The organism is Reichenbachiella carrageenanivorans (assembly GCF_025639805.1).
GTDB classification, from domain to species: Bacteria; Bacteroidota; Bacteroidia; order Cytophagales; family Cyclobacteriaceae; genus Reichenbachiella; species Reichenbachiella carrageenanivorans.
In genome coordinates this window covers 1,264,769-1,286,306 of record NZ_CP106735.1, presented here as the reverse complement: position 1 = coordinate 1,286,306, position 21,538 = coordinate 1,264,769, and the positions used below count along the sequence as shown (strand labels likewise).

Here is a 21,538-nt window from a genome sequence, read left to right as displayed (position 1 = left end):
TTTTTTAAAGGGCTAAATCAAAACGAAGATTTGATGTTTTCCAACTGTTCCACTGCATGATCCATACTGTCGATATTAGCCATCACGAGCATCAGCTTTTCTTTGATCTCCTTGAGCTGATACGCTTTAGGATGCTGCTGCACATATTTGATTACATTTCCGAAAGCAGCTGATTGGTAATAGGCATCATTGTCTTTGGGAGGAAAATAGCAACGCATGCGTCCTCCTTTGAGTACCAACTTCTCAAAACCCAACTCGATAGACAGCCAACGGAGTTTCACTGTTTTAAATAAATCAATAATAGACACTGGAATTTTACCAAATCTATCCAATATCGATTGTTGAAAGATATTAAGCTCTGCTTCAGTCTTGATGTTATCGATCTGAGTATAGATACTCAACCTTTCGGTAATGTTTTTGACATAGTCCTCTGGAATCAGAATTTCTAAGTCCGTCTCTATGATACAGTCCGACACCAACGCTTTGGTGTCTAATGTCTGATCTTCAAACAAATCTTTGAACTCGTTTTCTTTCAAGTCATTGACTGCTTCGTCCAAAATTTTGTGATACATATCGAAGCCTATGTCTGTGATAAAACCACTCTGCTCTCCGCCAAGCAAATTGCCTGCTCCACGAATATCCAAATCTCTCATAGCCACTTTGAAACCATCTCCCAAATCCGAAAATTCTTCCAATGCACTCAATCGCTTGCGCGAATCAGCCGACAGGTGTGAAGTCGGTGGCGTAATCAAATAACAAAAAGCCTTCTTGTTTGACCGCCCTACACGCCCACGCATCTGATGAAGATCGGATAGGCCAAAATTCTGCGCATTATTGATGATAATAGTATTGGCATTAGGGATGTCCAGTCCACTTTCGATAATATTAGTAGAAACCAATACGTCATACTCTCCTTCTATAAATTTGAGCATGGTTTTTTCCAGCTTAGGTCCATCCATTTGGCCATGAGCCACCCCCACACGGGCATCTGGCACTAGTCGATGGATAATGTTGGCCACGCTTTCTATGTCGCTCACGCGGTTGTGCACGAAAAACACCTGACCTCCACGACGGAGTTCGTAACTCACCGCATCTCGGGTCATCGTTTCGCTAAAAGCATGTATTTCCGTAGTTACAGGCTGGCGATTGGGTGGTGGCGTAGCAATGATGCTCAGGTCGCGCGCGCCCATCAGCGAAAAATGCAACGTACGTGGAATAGGTGTAGCCGTTAGCGTAAGCGTATCCACGTTCACTTTGATTTCTTTAAGCTTGTCCTTGATTTTTACACCGAATTTTTGCTCCTCATCTATAATCAAAATTCCCAAATCCTTGAAGCTAACGTCCTTGTTGACAATACGATGAGTACCTATGAGAATATCTACTTTACCTTCTTTCACTCTGGCTAAGATATCTTTGATTTCTTTGGTCGTTCGGAATCTGTTGATATACTCCACCGTGACTGGAAAATTAGCCAATCGCTCATGGAACGTGTGATAATGCTGCATCGCCAATATGGTGGTAGGCACTAGCACGGCCGCTTGCTTGCCATGCACTGCGGCTTTGAAAGCAGCACGAATGGCCACTTCCGTTTTGCCAAATCCTACATCACCACACACCAAACGATCCATTGGGTGTGGTTTCTGCATATCCACTTTTACGTCTTCCGATGCTTTGGCCTGATCTGGCGTGTCTTCATAAATAAACGAAGTTTCTAATTCGGCTTGCAAGTAGCCATCTTCACCAAAACTATAGCCTGGCGCTGCTTTTCTTTTTGCATAGAGTGCAATAAGCTCTTTGGCAATGTCTTTTACTTTTCGGCTTACTTTTTTCTTTTTGTTTTCCCACTCGGGCGATCCCAACTTACTCATCTGTGGAGGTCCCGTCTCCTTGCCACTATATTTAGAAATCTTATGCAACGAGTGAATACTGATATACAACAAATCATCATCGCGATAAACCAATCGTACGGCTTCCTGCTTATTACCATTCACATCTACCATGTCTAATCCAGCAAATCGCCCGATACCGTGATCGATGTGCACCACATAGTCCCCAGGGTTTAATGTGCGGAGTTCTTTGAGCGTAAGCGCTTTCGACTTCGAATGTTTTTGGCGGACTTTGTATCTATGAAATCGCTCAAAAAGCTGATGATCTGTAAAGCACGCCAGTTGGGCTTGATTGTCTACAAATCCTTCTCTAAGTCCTAGAATCAACGGATCGAACTTAATGAATGGGTTGATTTCTTCGAAAATAGATGTGAGCTGAGCAATGGGCTTTTCAGACTCCGAGGAAATAAGGGCAACATACTGCTTTTCTCTAAATGACTCCAAGCTCTCGGCTATCAAGTCAAAATTCTTGTTGAACGACGGCTGAGGGCTGGTGTCGAAAGCATAAGATTCATTGTTGTCAAGATAAAAACGGTTGCCAAATTCAATTTTCACATATTCGGCAATGGCCTTCTCAAACGACTCACTCGTCTCGAATAGTGCTTCAGGATCCATGGCCAAGCTAGCTCCCCCGCTAGCTTCGAGAATCACATCAAAACTTTCCTTTGCTTTGGCAAATGACCGACCCAACACATCCAAGGTGTTTTGATAATCCTTGACCCAGATTTTGGAATTGTTGGGGACATAGTCGAGAAACGATTGTCTAGTCTCTTCCAGCAATTTGGTCTGGATATTAGGAATAATATTGATCGTCTTTAGCTTGTCTTTCGACAATTGACTCTCTGGATCGAAAGTACGAATACTTTCGATCTCATCGCCAAACAACTCTATCCTAAACGGCAATTCTCCTGCATAAGAGTAAATATCTACAATCCCCCCACGTACAGCAAACTGGCCAGGCTCATAAACAAAATCGTCTTGAACAAAACCATAGTTGAGTAGTAACTCCGTGAGAAAATCACTGTCCACCTGCTCTCCTATCTTCGCAGTAAAAGTATTTTTTACTAATGACTTTTTGTTGATCACCTTTTCGGTGAGTGCTTCGGGATAGGTCACGATGAGCTCACCAGCCGAAGACTTGTTGTTGATACGGTTGAGGATTTCGGCACGCATCAAAATGTTGGCGTTTTCGGTCTCTTCAAACTCGTATGCCCGCTTGTACGACGAAGGAAAAAGCAAAACTTCTTTGTCACCCAACAGGTTTTGAAGGTCATTGTAGAAGTAAGCAGCTTCTTCTTTTTCATGTAAAATGAAAATGTGATTCTGATGATTGGCCTGATAAGTAGCTGCCGCTACAATGGCATCAAGACTGCCTACCAGTCCTTTGAGGTGAATCACCTTCGACTCATTCGGTTTGACAGACTCTGCCAATACCTGCAGGTTAGCCTGCGACTTATATAAGGATAATAGCTCTTTTGAATTCACACTGCGAAATTAAAGCACAAAAGTAAGGTAAAAGATGAGGTGGGTATAATAATGACGGGTGAATACAAAAAGTGCTTATTTTTTTAGCTCTACTGAAATATGACACTCAAAAATTAACTTAAGGATAATAATAGCACCGTAACTATTGTGAGAAAAAGGCCGTTCTTTGTATCAGAAAATAGTTGTAATCAGACAACTACCAAAGTCACAGCGGTGATGACCAAGAAAAAGTAGATCATCGCGAAAGGGGTTTTATGAACAAGAAGCCTCAGCAGAACTGGCCAACGCCGGTTTTTTTTGTGCCTATTACCAATTAAGCGCTTGGTTCGGGCGTTACATGCATGCTTTCCATTCCCCAACATTTACTAAATTGCCCCGGTTATCAAAGCAACTGAATGCTGTCACAAAAAGGAATCATTAGATTAAGTGTAATCCTCGGGATTATCTTCTGGTCGCTATTCACCATAGTGGATCTCATGGCCTTATTTAGCGAACTCAACGGCATTGCTTTTGGTTTCCCCGCTTTTGTGTCCAACGCCCTTTTGGCGCTATTCATCATTTCGCTCATTCTATTTTATAGATTCAACATCGGTCAGGCCGAAAGTGTCAACTTCGTAGACTTACTCTGGCGGGTATTTGTATCAGGGCTCATTGCTACCGTCGTCACACTCAGCATAGAGTTTTTCTTTACCATTTTTGCTAGTAGCAAGGTAGGAAGCAATACGCTGGTCATCAACTTTCTCTACCACATCAATATAGGGCTCATCATTGCCTTTCTGGTTTCTACCTTTATTGTATGGAAGCGTCTGATCCTTTATCAGAAATCCAAAACGCTATTGGCCACTTGGCAACTCTACGAATATGCTCTGTTTGGCACACTCGTATTCGATCTGTTTTCGCACGATTATCAAGACCCTGCCTTTTTAGCCGTTTACGGTCTGTTAGTCATCATAGGATTAGCCCTTTCGTTCAATTTGAAATGGATTGCTTATCTCAATTTCAAACAAAAATGGAGAAGTATCCTTTTCGTGCTTTTGGTCGTGATCTACATTTGGTACTTTTTCAAAACCCTGATGTTTTTCTCGGAGAAAGTACAGCTCGGCCGAGACCTCCTCGACAGTGTCTTTATCCTATCACTGATCACTTTTATTGTGATCTATTGTGTCATTGCGCTACTGGTGATTTTGTTCAACCTGCCCACCACATCAGTATTCGAAAAGAAATTAGAAGAAGCGGTCAATTTCCAGCGATTGAGTCAATCTATCCCTGCTGGCGAAAGCGAAGAAAAAGTATATGAAATCCTCTTAGACAGTGCTGTGAGCGCCGTCTATTCGGAAGCAGCCTGGCTCCAGATCTCCGACCCCATCAAAAACGTAGAGGTCACACTCACACATAATCTGGATCCCAAACTGATCCCCGATATTACTAAAGCCGTGCAAAACAGCCGCTTTAAAAAAATACTAAATTCGGAGTTTGAACGCAATCCCAAGTCGCTCAAGATCTCTGCCAACCTGAAAAATGCAAACTATCGATCTATCCTCCAGTTTCCGGTCACGGTGAAAGGGGAAAAAATCGGCGTGCTGGCTTTGCTCAAAGAAGTAAACGACGGATTCAATAGAGAGATGATTGATATCATCGACACCTTCGTAAACCAAGCCAGTATCTCAGTAGAAAACTTTCGCCTGCTCAACGAAGCCATCACCAATGAGCGTTACAAAGAAGAACTCAAAATCGCCAACCGAGTACAAAACAAACTGCTACCTGAGCGGCTAGAACCGTGCGAAGCTTACGATATTCATGCTTTTTCTCAAGCAGCGGACGAAGTGGGAGGCGACTATTACGACATCTATCAGCTCGACGAAGCGCGTACCGCCCTAGTGATCGGCGACGTATCTGGCAAGGGAACCTCTGCTGCGTTCCACATGGCACAAATGAAAGGCGTGTTTCAGAGTTTGGTACAATTGGATCTGAGTCCAAAAGAATTTTTAGTACATGCCAACAACGCCCTGAGTCGCTGTCTAGAAAGCACGTCTTTTATCACTGTATCATTCTTTGTGATAGACAATAATCAAAGGAAAGTGACATTCGCCAGAGCAGGTCATTGTCCATCCCTTTATTATAGCGCTGAAACAGGCAAAACAGAATATTTTAAAAATAGAGGTCTGGGTTTAGGCATATTAAGAAACTTCAATTTCCATAAATACGTACAAGTCAACGAGTTTGCTTATCAGCCCAAGGATGTGTTGGTTTTATATACCGACGGCATCACCGAAGCAAGCAATCACGACAAGGAGCAATTTGGCTTCGATCGACTACAGCGTGCACTCACCAAGTACGCTCACCAATCACCTGACGCTATTCAACAAGGCATTATCGAAGAGTTATACCAGTTCTGTGGAAAAGAATCTTTGAATGATGACTACACCCTTTTAATTGTGAAATTTAAATAGAATGATAAAAATAGATAATCATATCAATGACAACCCTGAGTACTATCAACTGTCTGTAGGCGGGGAAGTAGATGCTTCGTCGTCTATCCACCTGGAAGAAGGGCTGAAAAACGCCATGACATCGAGTAAAAAAATCATTGTAGATCTGGCCGAGCTGGAGTACATCTCTTCGGCTGGTTTAGGCGTATTTATGTCTATCATTCAAGAATTAGAAAACCAAAAAATCAAATTTGTGATCTACGGCATGGCTCCCAAGGTGAAAGAAGTTTTCGAAATCTTAGGATTAAATCAATTGATCAATATCAAAGACACTAAAGAAGAGGCGCTAGCAGCCATCCAATAAAATGCATCAATTCAAGACCAATTGTAAAAGAGAAAGACTGAAAGAAATCCGACACTTTGTGGCGGAAGTCCTGACGGATATTGGCTTGTCCGAAATAGATGCACACAAGGTCATACTTGCCGTAGACGAAGTCTGTGCCAATTTGATCATTCACTCCAACAAGTGCAATCCTTCCGAATGCTTGGAAGTATTCATAGAGGATCATGGTCTAGATGGTGTACTATTCGAAATCATAGATTACGGCGTAGGCTTCAACTACAACAACTACAAAGAACCCAACCTCGAAGAAATCATCCGCAAACGAAAAAAAGGTGGCCTCGGCATCATGCTCGTCAAAAATATAATGGACACTGTAGAGTTCAAAAATGAAGAAAATAAGAATATTTGTAGAATGATTAAAAAGTTTACGAAAACCAAATGATCCAATCCACTCGATTTTCATCCCTTCTTTTCCTTCTTGTTTTGCCACTTTTATCCTTCGCCCAATCAAACGAAGACGATCAAGTGCTATTCCAACTGGACAGCGAACCCTACGGCATCAAAGCATTCAATTATTACTTTTTAAAAAACGCAGAAGAGCCCTCGGCAGATAGTGCCAAGATCAAAGTCAACGAATACTTAGACTTGTATGTCAACTTTAGACTTAAAGTCAAAGAAGCCATAGCACAAGGTCAAGACCAAACCCCAGAATTCAAAGAAGAATTTGAAGGGTACAAAAAGCAACTGGCCGAGCCCTACCTCATGCAGACCAAGGTAAACGAACAAATGGTAGCCGAAGCCTATCAGCGACTCACCCAAGAGGTATCAGCCTCTCATATCCTCATCAAATCCGATGAGCAAGCAAACCCAGAAGACACATTAAAAGCTTATAACAAAGCCTTAGACATCAAAAATAAAATACTAGCTGGTGCGGATTTTGAAACGCTAGCCTCCCAAGTATCCGACGACCCCAGCGCCAAACAAAACGGCGGCAGCTTGGGCTACTTCTCTGCACTACAAATGGTCTATCCCTTTGAAAATGCTGTATATCAAAATCAAATCGGCGACATCGTAGGCCCAGTAAAAACACGGTTTGGCTACCACATCATCAAAATCAATGACAAACGAAAGGCCAGAGGCCAAGTGCTAGTCGCACACATCATGATACGCGCCAAGCCTGATAGTCTGTCGATGGCTACAGCCAAAAGTAAAGCAGCCTCTATCTATGATAATCTGAAAAAAGGAGCTTCCTGGGACGAACAATGCAAGCTCTATTCAGACGACGTTCGCACCAAGCCTGCTGGAGGTAAATTGCAATGGTTTGGCACAGGCCAACTAGTACCCACATTCGAAGACGCTGCCTTTGCTTTGAAAGAAACGGGAGATATATCTGAGCCCGTTCAGACCCGATTTGGCTATCACATCATCAAGCTCATAGACCAAAAAGGAATCGCCTCTTTCGAAGAAATGCAAAGCGAACTAGAAACCAAGATATCTCGAGACTCTCGTGCCAAAGACAAGAAATCTGTGGCAATAACCAAACTCAAGGAATCACAATATTTTGAAATCAACCCTATCGTATTCAACCAACTGGCAAATTACTTTGACTCAACCTTGCTCACAGCCCAATGGAACAATGAGCAATCACAAACCAACGGATCCAAAGTACTATTCACCACCAACAATACCGACTATACCCTTCAACTATTTTTCGACTATGTGGAAGAAAAGCAGAAAAAACGAAAACTAACCGCTTTAGACACATATGTGAATCAGCTATACAACCAATTCGTGGAAAAGAGCATTTTCGACGAAGAACTAGAGCTGATCGAAGCCCACAACTATGACTACCAAATGGTACTAGACGAATACCGAAGTGGTATCTTGCTATTCAACCTAATGGAAACAGAAGTGTGGAACAAAGCCATGGTAGACAGTATAGGTCTTCAAGAATTTTACGACAAGAACAAAAAGAAAAACTACAAGCTAGCCGAGCACGTAGTGGTTCGTCGATTCGTATCCAAGGATTCTTCTGTGCTTCAAAGCGTTAGCACACAGCTAGACAAGACAAATTCCGAATTGGATAGCCTATTCAATAGCCAAGAACCATTAACTTTGCAGACTTTTGAAGAAAAAATCGAGCAAGGAAAAAACAAATGGTTGGACGATCATTGGGCAATTGGCAGCTCTGTTCAGTCAGGAAAAAATTATTTTACCCTTTGGCATGTCGTATCTATTCAACCAGATGGCTACAAGCCACTCACAGAAATCAAAGGGTTAGTGATTTCCGATTATCAACATGAATTAGAAAAACAATGGTTGAAAGCATTGAGTAAAAAGTACCCAATGAAATTGAATAAGTCAGTGCTTAAATCATACATAGAAGGATTTGAAGATTAAAATATACATAGCAGGAATAGCTGTTTTATGGGCCTCTGCCTGTGATCAGCTCTACTATACAGACACCACCCAGGCTGTAGACGACCGTGTGAAGCTGGCTCGTGTCAACGATATTTATCTCTATGATGAGGACATCAGTAGCCTCGTACCACGAAACAACCCTGCAGACAGCAGCATGATCGTATCTAAGTATATAGACTCGTGGGTCAAAAAGCAATTGACGATCGCAAGAGCATCTACAGAACTTGATTTTGATGAAGCCAAGATCGAACGCAAGATTTTGGATTACCGATATGCTTTAATGATTCATGAATTCGAAATGCACTACATCAATCAGCATTTAGACAAAGAGACCTCTGACGAGGAAATAGAGAAATACTACAACGAGAAATTTGAAAACTTTGTGCTTCGCCAAAATATCATGCGCTGTCTATTTGCCATGGTACCCGTAGAAGCTCCACAAATCGACAATTTTCGAAAGCTCATTCGCACTTACCCAGACACCGACCTAGAAGAGATTCAATCATACTGCTATCGCTTTGCTTCCAAATCATCCTTGGAAACGGAACTTTGGATCAATTTTGATGAGGTCATTGGCAATACACCACTGATCAGCGTACAAGAAAAAGCTGACTTTTTAAAGAACAACAGTTTTGTAGAAACCTCAGACGAAAAATACTATTACTTTATTCGAATACTCGATTACAAAATATCAGACCAGATTGCACCACTGGCCTACATCAAAGATGACATAGAAAGCATCCTGATCAACAAAAAGAAGGTAGCATTAAGAAAGGAATTAGAAGAAGAGGTTTACAAAGTAGCCAAAGAAAACAATGAATTTGAATTATATTAAGCTAGGGCTGATAGCGGTACTGATGAGTGTGATGGGACAAGCTCAAGCGCAATCGGCAGGAGATAAGGGCGTAGTGATCGACAAGATCATTGCCAAAGTAGACGATTATATCGTACTCAAATCCGAACTGGATCGTGCCTATTTGGAATTCCTCTCCAGAGGAGAATTATCTCAAGGTGACCCAAAATGCCAAATTCTGGAATCACTAGTCATCAACAAGATGATGGTAGCCAAAGCCGAAATCGATTCGATCTATGTACTAGACGCTGAGGTAGAAAACAACCTCGACCGAAGAATGTCTTATTTCATTCAGCAGATCGGCTCAGAAGAAAGACTAGAAGAAATCTACAACAAATCTATCTCTGAGTTTAAAGCAGACCTATTCGATCAAATCAAAGAACAAATGATCGTACAAAAAATGCAAGGTACCATCGGCGAAGACGTAAGCGTAACACCAGCAGAAGTAAAAAAATTCTACGGGCTCATTCCTCGGGATAGTTTACCCTATTTCTCTACAGAAGTCACCATCGGTCAGATAGTAAAAATCCCAGATGTGAACGACAAGCGAAAAGAAGAAATCGAAAACCAAATGCTCGATTTAAAAAAACGAATTGAAAATGGCGAAGACTTTGGTCAATTGGCCAAGAAGTTTTCTCAAGATCCTGGGTCTGCTAGTGCTGGTGGCGAGCTTGGTTTTTTCAAGCGTGGCGAACTAGCTCCAGAATACGAAGCAGCAGCACTAAGTATGAAGCCCGGAGAAATCTCACGACCAGTAGAATCTCAATTTGGCTTTCACCTGATCCAATTGATCGAAAGGAGAGGAAACACCTACAACTCTCGACACATACTAATCATCCCAAAAGCGACTACAAGTGATGTGGAAGACGCCAAGCAGTTTTTGGACAGCTTGAGAAGTGCTGTGATCAACGACAGCATGCGATTCGAAGTGTTTGCCAAAGAACACTCCGACGACCAGCAGACCAGTGGCAACGGTGGTTTTTTCAGCGACGCAACTGGCGCCATGAAAGTATCAGTAGAAGAGCTAGACCCTACGCTTTTCTTCACTATTGATACCATGGCAGTAGGCAGTATCACTCGCCCGATGGAATTCAGAATGGCAGACGGTACGGATGCAGTACGTATCATCCTGTACAAAGAAAAAATACCTCCTCATCAGGCCAATTTGCTACAAGATTATCAAAAAATACGTGCGGCTACAGTCGCCAACAAACGAAACCAAATCATGTCTGATTGGTTCCAAGAAACACAAGGAGAAGTATATATCCATGTAGATCCAGAGTTTGAAAAATGCCGAATTTTGGTAAATTGAGTCCTATGAGTGAACACACAACTGAAGTAGAAGCTGCAGATGCATTGCATCAAGCTTATATAGATCTAAAAAAGGAAATTTCTAAAGTCATCGTAGGGCAGGATGACGTAGTCAAACTATTGATTACGTCCATATTCTGCCAAGGGCACGCCCTGCTTGTGGGCGTACCAGGTCTAGCCAAAACCCTCTTGATTAGAACCATCGCTTCGGCTTTGCATTTAGATTTTAACAGAATCCAGTTTACACCAGACCTGATGCCATCCGACATCTTGGGAGCTGAAACCTTAGACAAAGACCGAAATTTTAAATTCATCAAAGGGCCAATATTTTCGAACATCATCCTAGCTGATGAGATCAACCGTACGCCACCCAAAACGCAAGCCGCCTTACTAGAATCTATGCAGGAGTATTCGGTCACGGTAGCTGGCAAACAATGGAAACTAGATGAACCTTTTTTCGTATTGGCCACCCAAAACCCCATCGAACAAGAAGGGACTTATCCACTACCCGAAGCACAACTCGATAGATTCATGTTTATGATCAATTTGGATTATCCTTCATACGAATCCGAAATCAACATTGTAAAAAACGAATCGGCTGGTGCAATCAAAGACGTAAAGGGCGTACTAGATGCCAAGCAAATATTAGCTTTTCAGCAATTGGTAAACAAAGTGCCCGTAGCCGATAATGTCATAGAATATGCCGTGAGCCTCGTACACAAAACCAGACCAGAATCTGACAGGGTCTCTGACATCGCCAAGTCATATTTAGAATGGGGAGCAGGCCCTAGAGCCTCGCAGTTTCTAATCAAAGGCGCCAAATGCAACGCCTTGCTCAATGGTAAATATTCGCCAGACATCGAAGATGTACAAGCCATCGCTGAGCCGATTTTAAGACATCGAATTGTGAGAAACTTTAAAGCAGAAGCCGAAGGCATCTCAATCAGTCAGATCATCGCAGACATCTTGTAAAGATTTTCATTCCGAATCGCCCATTGTGTGATTGGCTCTCTTCCAATTTTTTTATATTTGTAAAAGTGCCCGTGAATGATGAAAAATAAATCAATCGAAATATTAGTCAATGAAAACTTCGTATACGCGAAAGTGCTAGACTATTTCGGTGTGCAGTACTACAAATCTAAAAACAAAACCTTACAGCAAGTCTGCCAAGAACATAAGATCAATATAGGTCAATTGCTCGAAGTAATTGAGCGAGCACAACACCCAGCGACTATAGAGGCTTCCGAGCTCAAAAAATTTCCCGCAAGGTTGATTATCAGCTATTTGAAACATGCCCATGAGCTTTTCATCAAGGATCGTTTGCCATTCATACTCAAGCAGATTGATAGCCTAAATGCACCCCTAGATCAAAATCTGGTCAACGATTTGAAAATGATCATACCCATGTTTGTAGATGATTTCATTCATCATATCTACGAAGAAGAAGACAGGCTCTTTTCGTATATTCATGATTTAGAATGTTTTATTATCGGAAAAACTACCTCCTCTAAGATACTGATCAATATAGATGCTTTCTCCATTCAGGAATTTGCCCTGCATCATGGCGACTCTGATGATGAAATGAAAGGAATTCGAGGAATCACCAACGAATACAAAACAGACGACATCGACGACATACAACTCAAAGTGATCTTCAAAGAACTGCAGGCTTTTGACCAAGAGTTGACCAAACATGCCCATATCGAAAACAATGTACTCTTTCCTAAAGCACTGATGCTCGAAAAGCAAGCCAAAGAAAAACTTCAAATTACTTACAGTCAAAACTAAATGGGTAGAATTCTAGCCATTGACTTTGGCACCAAACGCACCGGACTCGCAGTGACTGACCCCCTCAAAATCATTGCCACACCACTCGATACCGTCCGAACCTTCCAAGCCATTGACTTTCTAAAAAAATACCACGAAACAGAAAACATCGAAGCTTTTGTGATCGGCATGCCCAAGGATTTGATGAATAAAGACACAGACAGTACAGCTTCTGTACGGTCTTTTATAAATTTGCTAAAGAAAAATTTTCCTGATCATACCATCCATCAAATGGACGAAAGATATACCAGCAAAATAGCCATGGCTGCAATGATCAGTGGAGGAATGAAAAAGAAAGACCGACAGAAAAAAGAGAACGTTGACAAACTGAGCGCAACGATCATTTTACAGTCATATTTAGAATCAAGATTATGATTTACCCCATTGTAGTATATGGAGATCCTGTTTTAAAACGGGAAGCAGACGAAATAGAAGAAGGCAGCATTGATGTCATCAAGCTCAAAGACGACATGTTCGAAACGATGTATGAAGCCAGTGGTATCGGCCTAGCCGCACCACAAATCGGCAAATCCATCCGCATGTTTGTGGTAGACGGCAGCCCGCTCGAAGAAGAAGGCATGGAAGACTTCAAAAAAGTATTCATCAACCCCGAAATCGTATGGGAAGATGGAGAAAAGTGGGCTTTCGAAGAAGGCTGTCTGAGTATCCCAGGTATTCGTGCCGAAGTCTCTCGCCACGCCAAGTTGAGGATCAACTACCTAGACGAACACTTCAAAGAACACGAAGAAGAATTTGACGGTATGAAAGCCCGTATCATCCAACACGAATACGATCACATCGATGGCGTGCTGTTTACAGATTACCTTACACCATTCAAAAAAAGAGTTCTTAAAGGCAAACTCAGCAATATCTCGAAAGGCAAGTGTGAGGCCGACTACAAAATCAAAATTCCTTCACGGAAATAAGATGATCTCCAAGCTACCTAATGCCCAAACATCCATTTTTGCCGTCATGACAAAACTGGCCAATGAGTGTGGCGCAATCAATCTAGCACAAGGTTTCCCAGATTTTGATGTAGCACCAGAGTTGATCGACCGCATTCATCACTACATGCAACAAGGGCACAACCAATATGCACCCATGCCAGGCGTACCTGGCCTCAGAGCGGCTATTACCAAAAAGATTGATCGCACTTATGGCGTATCGATCCACCCCGACGAAGTCACCATAACAGCTGGCGCCACCCAAGCGCTATTTGCCTCCATTACGGCGATAGTGCATGCGGGAGACGAAGTGATCTTCTTCGACCCAGCGTATGATTGCTACCTGCCTACTATCGAGCTGTGCGGTGGAGTACCAGTCAACATCAATTTGGACAAAAATGATTTTTCCATTCCTTGGGACGAAGTAGCACAGAAAATAACAAAGAAGACCAAACTCATCATCATCAATACACCACACAACCCAAGTGGCGCTATCTTATCATCGACAGATCTCGATCAATTGGCCCAATTGACACGAGGTAAAGAAATCTATGTGATCAGCGATGAGGTTTACGAACATATCATTTTCGATGGACAGACACACGCATCAGCACTCAAACATGACGAGCTCAAAAAAAAATCTGTCGTCATCTATTCGTTTGGGAAAACATTTCATGCCACAGGCTGGAAAATGGGCTATACGGTAGCCCCAGATTTTCTAACTACAGAGATTCAGAAAGTACATCAATTTCTAGTATTCAGCGTAAGCACCGCTACCCAATGGGCACTGGCAGACTATCTCGAAGACGAAAGCCATTATCACTACTTGCCACAGTTTTTTCAAAAGAAAAGAGACTTATTGTTAGACGGAATGGCTTCTTCGCGATTCAAACCAGTGAAATGCCAGGGCACCTATTTTCAGACCTTCTCCTATGCCGACATCAGTGATAAACCAGACCGAGAAATGGCCGAATGGATCACTAGAAACTACGGCGTAGCAAGCATTCCGCTATCGCCCTTCTATACCGATCATTCCGACAACAAACAAATCAGGTTATGTTTTGCCAAAAGCGAAGACACCATCAAAAAAGCCGCACAAAAACTATGTCAGATCTAACCGTTGCCATCATCCAGTCCGATCTCCACTGGGAAAACACAGAAGCCAATTTGGCAAACTTCGAAGAAAAAATATGGAGCATCACCGAGCCTGTAGATCTCATCATTTTACCAGAGATGTTCAGCACAGGGTTTTCTATGACTCCCGAAGGCTTGGCAGAAGTACCCGGCCTAAAAACCCACAAATGGCTCCTCCAAATGGCCAACCAAAAAAAAGCACTGGTAGGCGGAAGCTATATCGTGAAAGAAGGCACCGATTATCACAACCGGTTTTTTATGGCCTTTCCAGATGGCAGCTACCAGACCTACGACAAGCGTCATCTATTCTCTCTAGCCAAAGAAGAACTCTACTTCAAAGGAGGCACAGAGAGACTCATCGTCGAATATAAAGGATGGAAAATTTGCCCTATGGTATGTTATGATTTGCGTTTTCCAGCTTGGGCCAAAAACAGAGTAGACCCATCTACAGGCAGCTACGATTATGACTTGCTCCTCTATGTGGCTAGCTGGCCTAAACCAAGAATTAATGCTTGGGACACCTTGCTCAAAGCGAGAGCGATTGAAAACCAGAGCTATACCATCGGCTGCAATCGAGTAGGCAAAGATGGCAACGACTACGCCTATGTAGGCCATAGTGCTGTTTACGATTATTTAGGTGAATCTCAAGCCTTTTTGACCGACCAAGAAGGAATTATTATTCAAAAATTGGAAAAATCTGAACAAGAGGACTTCAGAAGAAAATATCCCTTTGTCGCGGATAGCGATGAATTTTCAATCACAAATTAACAATCGAACAATGAAACAATTATCAGTTGTCCTTTTTGCCTGTCTTGTACTTATCAGTTTTAGCTGTAGCGAAGATGAAGACGGTGGCAGCGACTCTTCTTATGAGTTTAAAGAACAAGTAGCACAAGGAACCATCAACGACAAAGACTGGACTTTAGGGTCAGGGTATGCTTCCTCTTCGTCCAATGACCGTTTGTCGATCAACCTATTCGGCAAAGATTTTGAAACGCCTTGTGATGTATTTAGCGACAGAGGTGTCTTAATATTTTTTACATTGGACAATAAGGTAGGAGTGACCGAGCTGAAATTTGATTTTGATGATTTGGACAATTCGAAAACTGCTACATTCCTAGATCCAGATGCAGGAGGAGATTTTGGCCCGCTCAACATCATCGCTACGGAGGGTGCTATCGAAATTTTGAGTGTAACCGATTCGGAGGTAAAAGGTAGGCTTGATATTAGAAACGGAGGAGACAACACCTCTTCAGTCAACGGCAACTTCACAATAGACATTTGCCAATAAGATATTTAATCTTTTAAAAGCCTATCTAATGTTATTTAGATAGGCTTTTTTATGGCCCCACCAGTATTTTCACACTACAACTTTGGCCTCCATTTGTGGCTTTAGCCAAATACAAACCATCATCAAGGTGACTCAAATGAACGGCAGAAGTCAGGTAAGCCATAAGCATGAGCTCAGCGACCTTTTTACCCGTCAGGGTAAATATTTCTAATCGAGTCTCGGATAGGTTAGATTGGAAATGAACAATTCGATCCTCATTAGTCGGAATAGGAAAGGCTTTTAGCGTAAGCTCATTTACTGCTGAAGCTGTCTGCACACCCAAAAGCCTAATTCCCCCCTGAATACTCCCAACTGCCACCATCGTTCGACCGAGCAATTCGCCAACGGCGGGCTTGGTGACTCTTCCCAAACGGGAAGGAAGTAAGTTTTCCGAAACGTCCAAGCGGATCAGGGCTTGCTGTGCCACAGCTGTGCCAGTTGCATAATCGGAATAAAAAGCCAATTCCCCGCTTCGGTCCGTAGTAATCAGATCAGTACGACCATCGCCATCCAAGTCACCTGTACTCAGCGACAAATTGCTTTTATAACTATTGAAATCTAAACCCAAAAAAGCCTCTGTATCCAATACAAATGTGGGCAGATCATGAGTACCGTCATTTCTATAATAATTTAATTTTCCACTCGACAAACCAAGCAAACAATCGATAAACCCGTCGCCATTTACATCATCAAGGTGAAAATCATCTAATACCGTAAACGAGATCGGAATCGATTGTATCTGATTTAAGTCTACAGCAATCCCAGTGTCTGCGGTATTGAGCACATAGTAAAGCCGAAAAGCATGAGAATCATCGAGCGCAGAAAACACCAAATCTATTTTTCCATCGCTATTGATATCCACAAATTGTGGTTTGATATACGTATAACCAAGAGCCGAAAGACCAAAGAGATCGTCGGTCGTCTGTACCAGCCCAGCGGATGTACGCTGATAGGTCATGAGTGTACTGAGGTATATACCATTGATCAAACGACCAGCATTACCAATCACCAGATCCTGACTACCGTCCCCGTCTATATCCACCAAGCTCGGATAAGCAAATTCGCCCACGTCAATCATTTCGTTTTGTAAAAAGATCGCTGGTGCAGCAAACGCATTTGCTCCTTTGTTTTGATACACAAAACTTGACGTTTGAAAATCTATTTCTTGTGTCGTGTTGGCTCTCATATTGCTCGATACGAGTATGTCTTTTTGGCCATCGAAAGTTACATCTTCATAAAAAGCAGCTGGGAAATTAACAAAACCTATAGGTGAAGTAAACAGCGGAAAATCATTGACAAAAGGTTCAAAAACAGCCTGTGAGGTAGTGCCTATATTTTGCGTATAGCTCAAGTTTTCACAGGTTTCCTGACTCACCACCAGATCCATCAAGCCATCGGCATTCTGGTCTAACGAAAGCAGTGCCTTGCCTCCTGCATGCAGGATTCTGCCTGTAGAAGCACAAGGATCATCCACTGTAAAATCATCGCAACCACAATCCCTGATGTCTCCATACGCCCTCGTCTCACGGACAAAATCCAACCCACAGATTTGGCTGTTTTCGATCGAATGATTTCGATGAAACTCGATTTGATTGCTAGAAGAAAATTCGAAAACCAAAATATCCAAATCACCATCATCATCTATATCAGATATAGATGGAATGTCTGTAGGATTAAACAATAAATTGATCTTAGAACTAGAACCTTGAGTTTTGAGTGGCTCTATTTCCAACTCCCAAATAGGTCCTCCACCAGTGGCTACATTTCTAAAAACCCGAATGCCTTGTCCTGTATAGGTAAAAAGATCCTTTTGGCCATCACAATCAAAATCTGCCAAAACCATCCAATGCTGAATATCTGTAGGAAACAAAAATTCGAAAGCTGGGCGATAGTCATATTGTGTCCCTGTATTTTCAAAACAATTGATTTTATCGGACGAGCGATCGAAAACCACCAAATCCAAATCATCGTCTCCATCTAAATCTATAGTCTGATACTGAGCACTATTGATTCCTCCAGCAAAAGGTAAACGAAGCATTTTGCTACCATGAGTTACTTCAGGATATACAAACTCCAGAGCCACCTGTGCAGATAACGGAGCTACAAACAGGAAATGAACCAATAAAAAAAGGAAATTTCTCATCATATACTAGAAGTGCAAACCGACTGGCAGACAATCAAACCAACAATATTCATAATTATTGGGTGCTGATAAATATATTTGTGGGTTGCCATACAAATAACAACAAATTTGGATCAAACCATTTCTTTCCTTTACGAAAAATTTTTGCTGAGCGACGGCATATGTACCGACACACGCGCACTGCAAAAAAACCAACTCTTCTTTGCCCTCAAAGGGGAGCACTTTAATGGCAACGCCTATGCCGAACAAGCCATAGCCAGTGGGGCACTACTAGCCATCATAGACGAACCCCAATCATCAATTAATAATCAATTTCTACTCGTAGATGACGTATTAACCTGTTTGCAGCAATTGGCCAGTCACCATCGCAGCCAATTCAACATTCCATTTTTGGCCATTACGGGCTCCAATGGAAAAACCTCTACCAAAGAACTCACCGCTCGTGTGATGGCCTCGGACAGAAAGGTTCAATACACCAAAGGCAACCTAAATAACCACATCGGGGTGCCGCTCACCCTGCTCACGATCGAATCCGATACGGAATTTGTGATCGTAGAAATGGGAGCTAATCATTTAGGAGAAATCGCCACATTATGTGAAATTGCCAAACCTACCCATGGGCTAATCACGAATATCGGATCGGCACATATTGGCGAATTTGGAGGTAAAGAAGCCATCATCCGAGCAAAAAGCGAACTCTTTGACTACCTCAGAAAAACAGGAGGGGTGCCATTTATCAACTTACAAGACCCTGTGCTTCAAAACATGTCGAAGCGCTTTGCCAATGCCATCACTTATCCTAATGAATGGTGTGCCTTGAAATCTGCGACGCCATTTGTATACTACAAGGATGAGTACGGCGATACGCACTCCACAGAGATGATCGGAGCTTACAATTTTTGGAATATCTGTGCCGCCGTGACGATAGGAAAGTATTTTAAAGTAGAAGACCCATATCCAGCTATCGACGGATACATGCCCGACAACAACCGATCTCAGATGATCGAACTCGGATCCAATACCATCATACTCGACGCTTACAACGCCAACCCTGATTCCGTGCTTGCTGCCTTAAACAATCTAGCCGTAATCAAAAGTCAAAACAGAATCGCCATCATAGGAGATATGAAGGAACTCGGAACCTACTCACTAGATGAGCATAAGAAAGTAATTGACTTTGCTGAAACCTTAGGATTAGATGCCGTGTATTGGGTAGGTAATGACTTTGTAAATGCCTATAACCATTCAAAGTCCAAAGCATTTGTCAAAATAGAAGATTTAATTAGCCTGCTTCAAAAACAACCTTTGGCAGGAGCCACAGTATTGATCAAAGGCTCGAGAGGGATGCGCATGGAGCAACTCACCGAACACACCGAACTATGGACTTAAAACCAACCCTCAAATTTCTAAACGAGCTTTCTGTCAATAACAACAAAGACTGGTTTGATGCCAATCGCAAAACTTACGAAAATTGTAGAAAAGATTTTATCACACTCGTCTCGTCCATTATCGGAGAGATTGCCAAGTTTGACCCTGAGCTCACAGACGTAGACCCTAAGAAGTGCATATTTCGCATCAATAGAGACATTAGATTCAGCAAAGACAAAACACCTTACAAAACCAATTTCGGCGCGCTGATGGGTGCAAATGGCAAGAAAACTGAAGGCACTGGATTTTATATCCATCTGGCCCCTGGTCAAAACTTTGCTGGTGGCGGTATTTACAGGCCACCAGCAGAAACTTTAGCAGCGATTCGTCAGGAAATAGATTACAACCCAGACGCACTCCAGCAACTGCTCGAAACGAAAGATTTTCAAGAAACATTCGGAGAAATAAGAGGTGACAAATTAAAAACAGCACCAAAAGGATATCCCAAAGATCACCCGAATATTGACCTGCTTCGATTGAAAAGTTTTTATGTTATTAGAGAATTTAATGAAAAAGATCTTGTAGCAGATGATTTTTTTGAGTCACTGGTCTTTACCTACAAAAGTGCCCATACCTTCAATGCGTACCTAAAAGAGGCGACTAGTTAAAAATATTTTTAATTTTTTCTGAAAACATTTGGTAATATAAAATCATAATCTATTTTTGCACACCCAAATCAAGGGCGCTTAGCTCAGCTGGTTCAGAGCACCTCGTTTACACCGAGGGGGTCGGGGGTTCGAATCCCTCAGCGCCCACCACTACAAAAAGCCATTGCACATCGCAATGGCTTTTTTGTTTTCATTCCTTTTTTGCTTGTTTTTAGATCCAAAATAATGGAGAATCACGGATCACTCCGTATCTAGGGAAATCTGAATTTTACCACCATTAAAGCCATGGAGGCTCATCCTTTTTATCAAGAAAAAGGATGCAAAAATCAAGAAAAATTTAAAGGCGCAAGGCCATTACCCACATCGTCACCAATTTTTCGCCAGCCCGCCTAAGTGACTGTTTTCTAAAACCAACAGGATAGTTTTTAAATTGGGCATCAATTATAGATGTAGTAACCCCCCAACTTTACAGACTGATCCAATAATTCCGTTCGATATTGAATCGATAGTTCGTCATGCGAAGCAACTTATCTACGTTTACTTTTTTGAATGGCGCAGGAGCATCCGTAAAACTCGGAGGCGCTACTCCCAAGGCTACAGCCGCCTTTTCATAAAACGATTGACGAGTCTCTTGCAAAGGCGCACAAGCATTGAATACCTCTCCCCAAATGTCTTTTGCTATCACTGCCCGAATCACCCCTATACAGTCCTCCAAATGGATCATATTTACTGGATTGTGAGCACCAGACAGCCCTTGTTTACCAGCTAAAAATCGACCAGGATGACGATCAGACCCATACAATCCTCCAAATCGAATCACTGTAGTTCGAATATCATGGCTTTCGCTAAAAAGCCGCTCCATCTCTAGCAGGTGAATCCCTCCACGGGTAACACAATCTGCCGACGCATCAGCCTCCGTCACTTCCTCGTCGTTGGCAGGATACACCGCCGTAGAGCTAATAAAAAGTACGTGACTGGATTCAATCCTTTCGCGAATAGCCAACAATTGATTTTGATGAAAATCGGCTTGACCATCTTTATTTCTAGGAGGCAGATTGATCAGCAACACATCCGAATCAAAAAAATCCTCCGCCTCCCCCTCCAAATCAGGCGCGAATGTCAAATGATAGGGCCGAATGCTGGCTTCTTCTATCTGCGCCATTTTTGATGCGTGTGTTGTACTGCCTTTCACCACATAGCCAGCTTTCGCCAAATGTTTACCCAGAGGAAGCCCAAGCCACCCACATCCCAATATGCTTACTGTTTTCATCTAGCTAATTTAGCAGATGATATGCTATTCTGATCTATCCAACCCCATGGTCACCCGTTTATCAAAGATTTCTTTAAGAAATCAATCAACTGTTTTAGCTTGCTTTACTCTTAAAAGCTAAAACAC

At 42.3% G+C, this 21,538-nt stretch carries 18 protein-coding genes and 1 tRNA gene; 16 read left to right on the top strand and 3 right to left on the bottom strand.

Annotated features, from left to right (window positions below; genetic code table 11):
• Positions 1–17: 17 nt before the first annotated feature.
• Positions 18–3,371: a transcription-repair coupling factor gene (gene mfd, locus N7E81_RS05070; RefSeq protein WP_263052200.1), complete on the bottom strand. Its 3,354-nt coding sequence runs from the start codon at positions 3,369–3,371 to the stop codon at positions 18–20.
• Between the two features lie 395 nt (positions 3,372–3,766).
• Here mfd and N7E81_RS05065 point away from each other — a divergent pair, with 395 nt between their 5' ends.
• From N7E81_RS05065 to N7E81_RS05005, 13 genes are all read left to right on the top strand, one after another.
• Positions 3,767–5,821 carry a GAF domain-containing SpoIIE family protein phosphatase gene (locus tag N7E81_RS05065; RefSeq protein ID WP_263052199.1) on the top strand — a complete coding sequence of 685 codons (2,055 nt, stop codon included), beginning with the start codon at positions 3,767–3,769 and terminating at the stop codon, positions 5,819–5,821.
• A gap of 1 nt (position 5,822) precedes the next feature.
• Positions 5,823–6,164, top strand: coding sequence for an STAS domain-containing protein (locus tag N7E81_RS05060; protein WP_263052198.1), 342 nt, complete (start codon positions 5,823–5,825; stop codon positions 6,162–6,164).
• A 1-nt stretch (position 6,165) separates the two neighbouring features.
• Entirely contained in the window at positions 6,166–6,585 is a 420-nt protein-coding gene (locus tag N7E81_RS05055; protein WP_263052197.1) for an ATP-binding protein, read from the top strand.
• Positions 6,582–8,543: a peptidylprolyl isomerase gene (locus N7E81_RS05050; protein ID WP_263052196.1), complete on the top strand. Its 1,962-nt coding sequence runs from the start codon at positions 6,582–6,584 to the stop codon at positions 8,541–8,543. Before N7E81_RS05055 ends, N7E81_RS05050 begins: the two co-directional genes overlap by 4 nt.
• A complete protein-coding gene (locus tag N7E81_RS05045; RefSeq protein ID WP_263052195.1) occupies positions 8,533–9,399 on the top strand; it encodes a peptidyl-prolyl cis-trans isomerase in 867 nt (288 codons plus the stop codon). Before N7E81_RS05050 ends, N7E81_RS05045 begins: the two co-directional genes overlap by 11 nt.
• A complete protein-coding gene (locus N7E81_RS05040) occupies positions 9,380–10,729 on the top strand; it encodes a peptidylprolyl isomerase (RefSeq protein ID WP_263052194.1) in 1,350 nt (449 codons plus the stop codon). The genes N7E81_RS05045 and N7E81_RS05040 overlap by 20 nt, the downstream gene beginning before the upstream one ends.
• Positions 10,730–10,734: 5 nt before the next feature.
• A complete protein-coding gene (locus N7E81_RS05035; protein WP_263052193.1) occupies positions 10,735–11,700 on the top strand; it encodes an AAA family ATPase in 966 nt (321 codons plus the stop codon).
• 75 nt (positions 11,701–11,775) lie between these two features.
• Positions 11,776–12,516 (top strand): iron-sulfur cluster repair di-iron protein, encoded by a 741-nt coding sequence (locus N7E81_RS05030; protein WP_263052192.1) that lies wholly within the window; start codon positions 11,776–11,778, stop codon positions 12,514–12,516.
• Positions 12,517–12,930 (top strand): Holliday junction resolvase RuvX, encoded by a 414-nt coding sequence (gene ruvX, locus N7E81_RS05025; RefSeq protein ID WP_263052191.1) that lies wholly within the window; start codon positions 12,517–12,519, stop codon positions 12,928–12,930.
• Complete coding sequence (gene def / locus N7E81_RS05020) at positions 12,927–13,481, top strand: peptide deformylase (RefSeq protein WP_263052190.1); 555 nt, start codon at positions 12,927–12,929, stop codon at positions 13,479–13,481. The genes ruvX and def overlap by 4 nt, the downstream gene beginning before the upstream one ends.
• A 1-nt stretch (position 13,482) precedes the next feature.
• A complete protein-coding gene (locus tag N7E81_RS05015) occupies positions 13,483–14,616 on the top strand; it encodes a methionine aminotransferase (RefSeq protein WP_263052189.1) in 1,134 nt (377 codons plus the stop codon).
• Complete coding sequence (locus tag N7E81_RS05010) at positions 14,604–15,401, top strand: amidohydrolase (protein ID WP_263052188.1); 798 nt, start codon at positions 14,604–14,606, stop codon at positions 15,399–15,401. The genes N7E81_RS05015 and N7E81_RS05010 overlap by 13 nt, the downstream gene beginning before the upstream one ends.
• Before the next feature lie 10 nt (positions 15,402–15,411).
• Positions 15,412–15,924, top strand: a complete 513-nt coding sequence (locus N7E81_RS05005) for a hypothetical protein (protein ID WP_263052187.1) — start codon at positions 15,412–15,414, stop codon at positions 15,922–15,924.
• Between the two features lie 49 nt (positions 15,925–15,973).
• Here the strand turns inward: N7E81_RS05005 and N7E81_RS05000 are convergent, their stop codons facing one another.
• A complete protein-coding gene (locus N7E81_RS05000; RefSeq protein WP_263052186.1) occupies positions 15,974–18,109 on the bottom strand; it encodes a T9SS type A sorting domain-containing protein in 2,136 nt (711 codons plus the stop codon).
• Between the two features lie 105 nt (positions 18,110–18,214).
• Here N7E81_RS05000 and N7E81_RS04995 point away from each other — a divergent pair, with 105 nt between their 5' ends.
• The 3 genes from N7E81_RS04995 (at position 18,215) to N7E81_RS04985 (ending at position 20,292) form a co-directional block, all read left to right on the top strand.
• Positions 18,215–19,495: a UDP-N-acetylmuramoyl-tripeptide--D-alanyl-D-alanine ligase gene (locus N7E81_RS04995; protein WP_263052185.1), complete on the top strand. Its 1,281-nt coding sequence runs from the start codon at positions 18,215–18,217 to the stop codon at positions 19,493–19,495.
• Positions 19,486–20,142, top strand: coding sequence for a DUF2461 domain-containing protein (locus tag N7E81_RS04990; protein ID WP_263052184.1), 657 nt, complete (start codon positions 19,486–19,488; stop codon positions 20,140–20,142). Before N7E81_RS04995 ends, N7E81_RS04990 begins: the two co-directional genes overlap by 10 nt.
• 72 nt (positions 20,143–20,214) lie before the next feature.
• A tRNA-Val gene (locus N7E81_RS04985) sits at positions 20,215–20,292 on the top strand.
• 316 nt (positions 20,293–20,608) lie between these two features.
• Here N7E81_RS04985 and N7E81_RS04980 read toward each other — a convergent pair.
• Positions 20,609–21,412, bottom strand: a complete 804-nt coding sequence (locus N7E81_RS04980) for an SDR family oxidoreductase (RefSeq protein ID WP_263052183.1) — start codon at positions 21,410–21,412, stop codon at positions 20,609–20,611.
• Positions 21,413–21,538: the final 126 nt, after the last annotated feature.